Below are 9,465 nucleotides of genomic sequence, written 5' to 3' on the forward strand. Positions count from 1 at the left end.
TGTGATTTTTTGTTCGGTCAAATTTTATTATACGTACCTTTATCATACACGATTTACTAGGGTACTTGCTAGGGATAAATTTGTTGGGGAAAATTCGGATGGAAACTGGAAGAATTCTGCCTATCCTAAAATTTGGGATAGATTGTGAAGGGGGAAAAGTTGGCTCGTTCTATGAAGACGTCATTAATCAAACGTTTGATTAAAAACAAGGGGCATGTGAAGCCCTATATAACAAGAGACATATTTAATGTTTTCATGAATAGGGTGTTACAGTGTAGCAAAAAATTCAAATATAAATACACCTGTGATAGACTATACTATACAATATATTGGGAAAGGGAGCGATTTCATGGATTACATAACATTGAATAATGGGCTTCGTGCACCGCAATTAGGATATGGCGTCTGGAAAATACCGAATGAGGAAGCCGAGAATGCCGTTGTACAAGCTTTGGAAACTGGATATCGTTTGATCGATACAGCCAAGATTTATGGAAATGAAGTCGGGGTTGGACAAGCGCTAGCGAAGAGTAGTCTAGCTCGCGAAGAGATCTTCCTAACAACAAAAGTTTGGAATGCTGATCAAGGGTATGAAACGACTTTAAAGGCCATGGATGAGAGCCTTGAGAAACTCGGTTTGGATTATGTTGATCTATACTTGATTCATTGGCCAACACCGAAATATGATACGTACGTAGAAACGTATAAGGCTTTAGAAAAGCTTTATAAAGATGGAAAGACAAAGGCGATTGGCGTTTGTAACTTTGATATCGATCATCTACAGCGCATCATGGATGAATGCGAAATTGTACCAGCAGTGAATCAAGTAGAGTGCCACCCATACTTACAGCAGAAGGAATTAAAACAATTTTGTAAAGAGCATGGCATTTATCTGGAAGCTTATAGCCCACTGATGAATGGAACGAAAGTGATAGAGGATCCAGTGATTCAGGAGATTGCTGAGCAACATGGGAAAACACCAGCGCAAGTGATTCTTCGTTGGCATTTGCAGACAGATGTGATGGTTATTCCTAAAACGGTTACCCCTTCTCGTATGAAAGAAAATCTAAATGTCTTCGATTTTGCCTTAACGGAAAAAGATATGGAGAAAATTGCTTCTCTAGATCGCAATGAACGTCATAATTCTGTACCAAGTGAAATGAATAAAAGATAATAAATCAGATGGTCCTCTATACTTGCATGGTATAGAGGATTTTTCACATTTCTTATAAAATGGAAGAAGAGAAACTGTGCTAGATTTGTATTTGAGTGTTCTTCTTGAACAATGAATACAAGGGGGATAAGAGATGAAAAATTGGAGCGGATCGGCTGCTATTTGTATCAATGACTATCAACAAGTACTCATGGTCAGGGGCAAGGATTCGGATATGTGGGCGGTGCCATCCGGAGGGATGGAAGAGGGAGAGACACCGGAGCAGTGCTGTATAAGAGAAGTGAAAGAAGAAACGGGGTATACGGTGAAAATTCTTCAGCCTCTATTCATAAAACATACGGATATCAACGAGATTCAAGTCAAAACACATTATTTTCTTGTTCAAGCGATAGGAAATAGCCAAGGAATTCAAGATCCAGATAAGATTATTGAAGAAAAAGCATGGAAGTCCTTGGCAGAAATTCAAACGCTTAAACATATGTATCCCGAGGATTTGCAAACTTTAGAATCGTTGTTGAAGGAAGTGTAAGGGAATTCAAAAGGAAGGGGCCTTATAACAGATGGGGATCTACCTTACCAGTTGAAATGTAAAGTAAAGATTGGGAGAGAAAATGAATAAAAAAACCTTATTATTTTTGCTTATCTTTTTAATAATAATTGGACCTATTATTGTTTATTCTGCAAAAGGGCACAACCAAAGTGAGTTTGTTCGTGTTGATGGGATTGAAAACTTTTCACCAGAAACAGTACAAGGAACTGGTGATTATTTTCTAATTTATCCAAGGGACTTGCGAGTTTCACAGGATTTTACGTTAGTGAAAGAAGTAGAAAAAAATGGGAAGGTCATTCGGAAATATAAGATATTTGATGAAGAATTTTCAAGAATGCTACCCCATCAGAAACCGAATAAGATAGATCAATTATATATATCTTTTTTTGGAGATACGGCTATTGATAATTATTATTTCACCTATGATATCCCCAAAAAGAGTTTTAAAAAAGTGAATGTTGATTATTTTAATTTTGATGTTGGCATTGACCATATTATGCACTATGGAAACGACATTATTTTACAGACGATCATGTCACATAAAACTGGTGATCAAAATTACAATGAAAAAATAGGTGGTCACAATGTTTCCATTTCAAACGCTACAACCAAAAAAAGCTTTGAAACAGAATACCGGCGTTCTCCTCTTTTTGCACCAATTTTAAATTTTAAGGAGATGTTGATATACGGAACAACGGCCATATTAGAAAAAAATGACGAATATGCAGAGCATGGAATTGCCATTGTGGATCTAAAGAATGATTCTGTAAGGTATGAAACTTTTGGCACAAAAGATATTGCGCTTATTCCTCTTTTTTCAACAAGTGAACTTGCCTATATTTTGGGGGAAAATGGAAAAGTGTATGTTTATGATAAGGACTTTCATTACACTACTTATGAGCCCTTTAAAAACTTACCACCACAACAATATTATGATATTTACGAAAATGGACAATTAGCTTTAGATGATCACAGGATTTTATATTGCTTGAGGGGAATAGGGGAGGAAGAACGTTTCTCCTTAGGCATCTTAAATTTAGAGGGTGAGCCAAATTTTCAATTATTCAATGCCGATTTTGCCAATACAAAACATTGGTATGAGCCCCTCTATCAGAACTTAGAGGAGAAAGAAATATACGTGAAAGAAATGAGCAACGATAAAGAGGACAATCATGTCATTATCCTTGATAGTGAAAGTCTTAAAGTAAAAGCTAAAATTCCTGTTGATTCTAACCATTTGCTAGATTTTATTGTGAAAATGAATCACTAAAGGAAATCCCAAAGAGACCACTTATGTATAGGATTAATAAAAAGTTCCCTGCAAAGAAGAAACACAAAAACGGAGGGGAAAATCCCCCCTCCGTTATTTTTTCACCAACTCAATAAATTGTTCAAGTTTATCTAATGACCGTAAGTTCTGGTTGCATGTTAGGCTATCTACACAAATATAATTTCCACGGTTTGTGTAGGTTTCTTTGCCACTTTTGACGTTGGCCATAAATAATCCAACTTCTTCATGTCCATTACATAGAGCACAAATGCCTTTCGTTGGTTGTCGAATAGTTCCGTGGATGCCAAGCAATTTCCCCTTATAGTTGAAAATAAGGAATTTCTTCTCCGAACGGATATCGTACCAGCCCAAGTAGGTCAGCTCTCTAGGATCCACCTCATCCAGGGATGGGAGCTTTAATTTTTTAGCTTTAGGAAACAACTTACTTACTGTTTTTTCCGTTATCGTCTTGAATGGAATAACATATTCCTTTAGCTCAGTTAAATATTGTTCGGCTTGCTGTTCTTCCTCGATTTCCGTGATTTTATTGAAAATCGCCTGCTGTTGCTCATGAATCTCTGGAAACAAATCGATCACTTTATCGAAAGCCCCATATTTGACTGCCTTCAGAACATTGGGATCGTTCACTGTCGCATGTGCATGCACCAGATTTTTTACTTGAAATTTTATAAACTGATATTGGTCACTTCGAATAAATGCTTCTATTTTTATATGGCTTGTCATATTTGTCAGCTCCTTATTGTAGTTCATTGAAAATAAGGGGCAAAGCCATTATCATTAGGCGATTTTTATCTAATTGTCCACCTCATGCAAAGAATCGCCTGATTTATAATAGGCTTTGCATGAGACGCTACCAATTCTGGCGGCAGGTTACTCGCCATCGTCTATCACCTCCGGTAAACATGTTTGTATTATACAACAGATTGAAAGAATCTTGAACCCCGCTAAAAGGATTTCTCCTTCTTAGAAGCGAATATAGATAACAAAGGTAAACAATCGGAGGGATGAAATGAGCAGTTTTGTATCGTTGGATCACGTGTCTTTTTCGCTAAAAGAACCACATAATTTTGCTTGGCTCCAAGATCTTGGCTCCTCAATCCTTTTACGAAGTAGCCATGAAAGCTGTTGAAAAAGAGCGGCATGATCGCTATGCAAGTGTGAAGGATTTTGTCCAAACATGGAAAGAAGTTTTGGGAAGTGAGAAAAATGAAGGTAAAACCTGATTTAGTCTTAGATATCGCCGGAGTACTGTCAACTAATTGTTCCCCTTCATTTTGGCGCTATTTATCTACCGTTTATGATGTGCGTTATGAAGAATTGCTTGAATTTAGAAAAGAGATCCGTGAAGAATTATGGAAAGGGCAGATCACAGAACAAGACTTTTGGTTAAACTTACAAAGGCAAATCCCCTATCTCCATATTGAATCGGCTAGAGATCAATTATTATCGATGATCATACCTTTACCAGCTATGAAAGAGATTCCTAGCTGGAGTGAAGTGGCTGACATTCATCTGTTAAGCAATCATCGGGTCGAATGGATCGAACATATTATTAACCTGATCCAAGTCTATGTAACAAGTGTAACGATTTCCGCAGAAGTTGGAGCTTGTAAACCGGAAATTGCCATATACGAAAAAACTCAAAAGTACCTTAAAGCCAATGGAATTGTGCTATTTGTTGATGATCAGGAGAAAAATTTTATAGGGGCAATGGACCTAGGGTGGGACACGCTGCTTGCTGATAAGGAGGGAGAGTGGACGGAAAGAGTTTCTTCGTTACTCAATCGTTCGCGAATATCCGATTAAAAGAAAAGTAGATACGTAAAAGAACGTAGCGGTGATAGCATCACGTTGAAAAGGGGGATTTACCAATATTTGTACATACGATTAAACCAAATATAATAGAAAGAAAGATTCGCTATGATGCGACGGTTGTAGAGTATCCTTGTGCATTATTGCAAGCGGACAAGAAACATGCAGTTCTTTTCCATAAGATCCAAGAGTCTTTTTCGATGGTGACTGATCAAACAACCTTAACCATCCCTGTAGGGAGTTATACGCTGGCTTATTATTGGGAAGATCGCCCTTATAATTTGTACACTTGGCGAGACAAAAACGGTCATTATTTGGGGGCCTATTTTAATATTGTGAAAAACACCTCTATCACAGATACCCTTATCACTTTTGAAGATCTGATTATCGATGTTTTGGTTTTTCCGAATGGTGATTGGTCTATTTTAGATGAGGAAGAGCTGCCTGTGGCGCTTGATCAATTTGAAAAAGGATATGTTCGTCAATCTTTACACTTATTAACAAATGGACTCGATGAGCTCCTTTTGCAAATTTTAACAGAAGGGGAAACGAGATTTGGTCATGAGTCGCTTTTTGCTTTGTTGAATGGGTATGGATAAGCAGTATTTAGATTTTAAAATTTGTAGTTCAGATAACAAGGAGAACCCAATGAAAATTGATGTACAATTAACAGATAAGAATGAAGCCTATAGGATAAAAAACTTATATCCTTTGTATCTATATGATCTGTCAGGACATTATAGCAGACTTCCAAATTCACATGGAATTTATGAAGATAGTGATGAATTCCAAACATTGAGTGATCAATATGAAGTGCAAAATATTTGGTGGGAGAAGCCAGATATTTTATTTCCCTACTTAATTTTAGTAGATGGGAAACCAGCAGGGTTTATCCTCATCGCAACCCCACCACATTGCAATAAAGGAATTGACTATTTTATAAATGAATTCTTTTTAATTCAATCTTTAAGGGGGCAAGGGATTGCTGAATATGCGGCAAATAAAGTGTTTGAACAATTTAAAGGGAATTGGGAATTGTTTACAAATCCATCAGAAAAAAACATCATAGGACAAAAATTTTGGAGAAAGACGATTTCCAATTATACGAATGGGATGTACCTGGAGGAACATGGAGAAACTTTTGATGGAGATAAACTTATTTTCCGATTTAATAATTCGGAGAAATAAGATATGTCATCGGACTTTCATTAAGTAAAAGTATGAGGATAGGGTCTTCAATGGACTTATCCTCAGCTTTTTTTAGGGGTGTATTGATAAGCGATGAAACATAAAACAGAAAAGTTATACGAAACTCATTTATATCAGCCGATTCAAAACTACTTCATCCAACGTGATTATGAGGTTTATGGAGAAGTGAACCATTGTGACTTAATCGCTGTGAAAGAGAATGAGCTGATTATTGTTGAGCTAAAGCTTAATTTAAGTGTGGAACTCCTTGTACAAGCTACCATAAGACAACGCTTATCTGATCTCGTTTACATCGCTATTCCCAAACCTAATTACAGTCTATTCTCGAAGAAATGGAAAAATATATGTTACTTAATAAGAAGACTTGAATTGGGTCTAATCATCGTTTCATTGGAGCGTAATAATGATCAGGTAGAGATAAAAATTCCCCCATCCTCTTTTGACCGAAAAAAGAGCATGGAAAGGAGTAGGAACAAAAGGAGCCAACTTCTCAAAGAACTTAAGGGGAGGCATGGGGACCATAATATTGGTGGGAGTCATAATACCAAAATTATGACAGCATATAAAGAAAATTGTATCCACATTGCTTGTTGTCTTGAACATTTTGGCCCGTTATCGCCTAAAGCACTTCGTCACTTGGGGACAGGGGAGAAGACCTTATCCACCCTCAATAAAAACTATAATGGTTGGTTTAACAGAATTCGAAGAGGAACTTACACCATAAGCGAATTAGGTAAAAAAGAGATACATGAATACCCGGAACTTGTTCGCTATTATTCAGAATTAATAGGGAATTCGTCTGATTAATTATTTATATGGGGTGAATTCATGTCCGTATGAAAGAGAAATAATTTTGGCCTCGGGTTTGTGGTGTATTCCATCTATCAATTGTTTAGTTGGATATTTCTGTAAAAGTAAAGGGGGATTTGAATGGAGATAAAATATAACTTAACAGAAGAAGATTACCTGAATTTTAATTTGTTTCACGTTAAGAATTCAAATACCGTAAAAAGAGCCTTGAATATTCAACGATTTTTATTTCCAGTTCTCTTTATCGTCATTTCTTATCTCTTTTCAAAAATGACAGAAATATCTTTCTTGGGCGTATTTATCCCTTTTCTACTAATAAGTATATTATGGGTGATTTTCTATCCGAAGTATTTTTATCGCTTTATCATCCGGAATACGAAGAAATTGATCAGAGAGGGGAAGAATGAAGATTTATTAGGGGAGCATCGAATGACTTTGTCAGAAGAGGGGATCGTTGATACCACTCCTAAAAAGGAAACGAAAGTCACCTGGTCGGGTATTCAAATGATAAAAGAGGATGAGCATTCGATCTATCTTTATAATAGCTCTGTCAGTGCGTATATTTTGCCAAAAAAGGATTTGCATAATGTGGAGGAGACGAAGGCGCTTATTCAGGCAAAGATTAAAGATGCTTAAACTCGAAGGGGAACTTACTGATGAATCAATTTACGGCTGACATCAACGGCTGGGAATCATGGGGGAAATTATTTCAATCCATCCCGACGTTTGAACCGCTAATACGATCGATATTTGTAAAAGAAAAGCTTGCTTTTTCGAAAATAGAGCATTGTACACCCGGAACAAATGCTGTCTTCAAGGTAGGAGAATATGTGATCAAAATATTTGCTCCAGCGGAATCTGGGATCGACAGTACAACAGATTTTACTACAGAATTATTTGCGATGCGGAGAGCAGCACAGCTTGGTGTGTCTGTACCGAAACTGGTCGCAAGTGGGTCTGTAGAAGATAAATATCTCTTTTCCTATTTGATTATGGAATATATCCGGGGGATAGAATTGAATAAAATACATCACTCTTTAACATTTGCAGACAAATTGGCTATTGGACAAAAATTACGCCACATCACAGATACAATGAATACTCCATGTGTTCCTTTTAACGAAGTCCATGTGATCCATGATGTGAACAGGCAAAAGCGCTGGGAGAAATATCCTGAGAATTTTAAAAAAGAGCGACTGGATTATATTGAATCCCATGACTTTGGTGAAAGCGTGTTTGTTCACGGTGATTTAAATAGGGATAATCTCTTGCTGGCTGATGATCATACCATCCATATTATCGATTTTGCTGATGCTGTAAGAGCTCCTCTTGTCTATGAACAGGCATTGATCGTTTGTGAGTTATTTCAATTCGATAAGGCCTATATGCAAGGGTATTTTGGCCATGCTCCAATGGAGGAAATCACAGAAATTTGTTTTAATGGCATATTGATTCATGACTTTGGTGGAGATGTGATTGAACAAAATATTTGCCCAGTAAGCGAATTAGACAGCTTGAATGCTTTACGCAAACGGCTTTATTGCTTAATTAAAAATTCTGAATAAAAATATGCGATCAATGGTTGGTAGATTGGCAAAATATATAGAAATAGTAGAAATCTTTGGTATAATAGCTCCATAGAATAGATATGCAAAAATGGGGTTTATGTATGCAAAAGATTGAAGCTACACTCTTAACAATGGTAATTATACATGATGAAAAAAGAGGAGAAATATTACTTGTTAACCGTCCAAGTAAATTGGGATTTCCAGGGTATTTGGGGCCTGGAGGAAAAATCGAACTGACGGAAAGCTTTGCTGAAGGTGCAGTAAGGGAATTAAGAGAAGAAACGGGATTACTTGTGAATCCTGAAGATCTTATCTATAAAGGCGTGGATGAATATATTTTAGCAGATGAACATTATCGTTATATTGTGTTCAACTATGTAGCGACTGAGTATAAAGGGAAGTTGTTAGAAAACCCGCCTGAAGGAGAGCTAAAATGGGTTTCCAAAGAGGAAATGACAGACTTGCCAATGCAACCTTGGTTTCGGAGGAGGTTACCCTATTTTTTTGAAAAAGGTACTTTTGAAATATCGATTCATTTAAAGGATTTTGAAAGTTCGCCGATAAAAGAAAGTATTCGCCAAATAGGGTAATCAGTCCTTACTCCATCGTAATAGATATTGAGTCCCCATTAAGGTCCCTTTTTGTTATAATAAGAATAGATTACGAGAGGGGACATTCTAATACATGAAAAAGTATTTTATCATCCGAATTTTGGTTGTGTTTTTATATATTGCTGTTTTATGGTATGGGCTAACGACAAGGACCAATACCGGGTATGCGGTGATTATTATTGGGATGTTGGCTGGTTTAGGAATTAATTATTGGAACTATCGAGCCAATTTAAAAGGAAATCTCGAAAATCCACAGGTAGGAGACAGATCGAGGAATTCGTAATAAAATTGATTGGCCAAATTGTAAAAGGGTAGGGGATGTCTAAAAAGTCCCTAAAATAAATCAGGTGGAGAGAAACGATTTGTTTTTCTCCACCTGATTTTGTGTTTTTATGGTTTTTCCCTGAAAATAGTAGGCGAGTGCCTGCCACTTTCAGGAG

Annotated in this window: 12 protein-coding genes; 11 read left to right on the forward strand and 1 reads right to left on the reverse strand. The window is 36.7% G+C overall.

All coding sequences use genetic code 11. The features are described from left to right. The first annotated feature begins 349 nt into the window (after nucleotides 1–349). The 3 genes from KI363_RS18275 (at nucleotide 350) to KI363_RS18285 (ending at nucleotide 2,994) form a co-directional block, all read left to right on the forward strand. Nucleotides 350–1,174 carry an aldo/keto reductase gene (locus KI363_RS18275; RefSeq protein WP_158324422.1) on the forward strand — a complete coding sequence of 275 codons (825 nt, stop codon included), beginning with the start codon at nucleotides 350–352 and terminating at the stop codon, nucleotides 1,172–1,174. 133 nt (nucleotides 1,175–1,307) lie between these two features. Then, entirely contained in the window at nucleotides 1,308–1,703 is a 396-nt protein-coding gene (locus KI363_RS18280; protein ID WP_212967241.1) for an NUDIX hydrolase, read from the forward strand. Nucleotides 1,704–1,785: 82 nt separating this feature from the next. Further along, nucleotides 1,786–2,994, forward strand: a complete 1,209-nt coding sequence (locus KI363_RS18285) for a hypothetical protein (RefSeq protein ID WP_212967242.1) — start codon at nucleotides 1,786–1,788, stop codon at nucleotides 2,992–2,994. Between the two features lie 93 nt (nucleotides 2,995–3,087). Here the strand turns inward: KI363_RS18285 and KI363_RS18290 are convergent, their stop codons facing one another. After that, nucleotides 3,088–3,738: a FusB/FusC family EF-G-binding protein gene (locus KI363_RS18290; RefSeq protein WP_212967243.1), complete on the reverse strand. Its 651-nt coding sequence runs from the start codon at nucleotides 3,736–3,738 to the stop codon at nucleotides 3,088–3,090. Nucleotides 3,739–4,221: 483 nt separating this feature from the next. On the opposite strand from KI363_RS18290, the gene KI363_RS18295 reads away from it, so the two are divergent. The 8 genes from KI363_RS18295 (at nucleotide 4,222) to KI363_RS18330 (ending at nucleotide 9,308) form a co-directional block, all read left to right on the forward strand. Next, nucleotides 4,222–4,821 carry an HAD family hydrolase gene (locus KI363_RS18295; protein ID WP_212967244.1) on the forward strand — a complete coding sequence of 200 codons (600 nt, stop codon included), beginning with the start codon at nucleotides 4,222–4,224 and terminating at the stop codon, nucleotides 4,819–4,821. A gap of 65 nt (nucleotides 4,822–4,886) precedes the next feature. Next, on the forward strand, nucleotides 4,887–5,426 hold the full coding sequence (locus KI363_RS18300) for a ribonuclease FAU-1 family protein (RefSeq protein ID WP_212967253.1): 540 nt from the start codon (nucleotides 4,887–4,889) through the stop codon (nucleotides 5,424–5,426). A 49-nt stretch (nucleotides 5,427–5,475) separates the two neighbouring features. Beyond that, complete coding sequence (locus KI363_RS18305) at nucleotides 5,476–6,015, forward strand: GNAT family N-acetyltransferase (RefSeq protein WP_212967245.1); 540 nt, start codon at nucleotides 5,476–5,478, stop codon at nucleotides 6,013–6,015. A gap of 93 nt (nucleotides 6,016–6,108) precedes the next feature. Continuing rightward, the gene (locus KI363_RS18310; protein WP_212967246.1) at nucleotides 6,109–6,843 is read left to right on the forward strand and encodes a DUF2161 domain-containing phosphodiesterase; all 735 of its coding nucleotides are present in this window, start codon (nucleotides 6,109–6,111) and stop codon (nucleotides 6,841–6,843) included. A 123-nt stretch (nucleotides 6,844–6,966) separates the two neighbouring features. Further along, nucleotides 6,967–7,482 (forward strand): YcxB family protein, encoded by a 516-nt coding sequence (locus KI363_RS18315; protein ID WP_158324088.1) that lies wholly within the window; start codon nucleotides 6,967–6,969, stop codon nucleotides 7,480–7,482. 20 nt (nucleotides 7,483–7,502) lie between these two features. Continuing rightward, nucleotides 7,503–8,411, forward strand: a complete 909-nt coding sequence (locus tag KI363_RS18320; RefSeq protein WP_212967247.1) for an aminoglycoside phosphotransferase family protein — start codon at nucleotides 7,503–7,505, stop codon at nucleotides 8,409–8,411. Nucleotides 8,412–8,515: 104 nt separating this feature from the next. Continuing rightward, the gene (locus tag KI363_RS18325) at nucleotides 8,516–9,004 is read left to right on the forward strand and encodes an NUDIX domain-containing protein (RefSeq protein ID WP_212967248.1); all 489 of its coding nucleotides are present in this window, start codon (nucleotides 8,516–8,518) and stop codon (nucleotides 9,002–9,004) included. A 94-nt stretch (nucleotides 9,005–9,098) separates the two neighbouring features. After that, entirely contained in the window at nucleotides 9,099–9,308 is a 210-nt protein-coding gene (locus KI363_RS18330) for a hypothetical protein (RefSeq protein ID WP_158324091.1), read from the forward strand. Nucleotides 9,309–9,465 lie beyond the last annotated feature (157 nt).

Source organism: Lederbergia ruris, from assembly GCF_018332955.1.
Classification (GTDB): domain Bacteria; phylum Bacillota; class Bacilli; order Bacillales; family Bacillaceae_C; genus Lederbergia; species Lederbergia ruris.

Coding starts and splice junctions, on each gene's coding strand:
- KI363_RS18275 (WP_158324422.1), top strand. CDS start 350: ATGGATTACATAACATTGAATAATGGGCTTCGTGCACCGCAATTAGGA.
- KI363_RS18330 (WP_158324091.1), top strand. CDS start 9,099: ATGAAAAAGTATTTTATCATCCGAATTTTGGTTGTGTTTTTATATATT.
- KI363_RS18325 (WP_212967248.1), top strand. CDS start 8,516: ATGCAAAAGATTGAAGCTACACTCTTAACAATGGTAATTATACATGAT.
- KI363_RS18320 (WP_212967247.1), top strand. CDS start 7,503: ATGAATCAATTTACGGCTGACATCAACGGCTGGGAATCATGGGGGAAA.
- KI363_RS18310 (WP_212967246.1), top strand. CDS start 6,109: ATGAAACATAAAACAGAAAAGTTATACGAAACTCATTTATATCAGCCG.
- KI363_RS18295 (WP_212967244.1), top strand. CDS start 4,222: ATGAAGGTAAAACCTGATTTAGTCTTAGATATCGCCGGAGTACTGTCA.
- KI363_RS18290 (WP_212967243.1), bottom strand. CDS start 3,738: ATGACAAGCCATATAAAAATAGAAGCATTTATTCGAAGTGACCAATAT.
- KI363_RS18315 (WP_158324088.1), top strand. CDS start 6,967: ATGGAGATAAAATATAACTTAACAGAAGAAGATTACCTGAATTTTAAT.
- KI363_RS18285 (WP_212967242.1), top strand. CDS start 1,786: ATGAATAAAAAAACCTTATTATTTTTGCTTATCTTTTTAATAATAATT.
- KI363_RS18305 (WP_212967245.1), top strand. CDS start 5,476: ATGAAAATTGATGTACAATTAACAGATAAGAATGAAGCCTATAGGATA.
- KI363_RS18280 (WP_212967241.1), top strand. CDS start 1,308: ATGAAAAATTGGAGCGGATCGGCTGCTATTTGTATCAATGACTATCAA.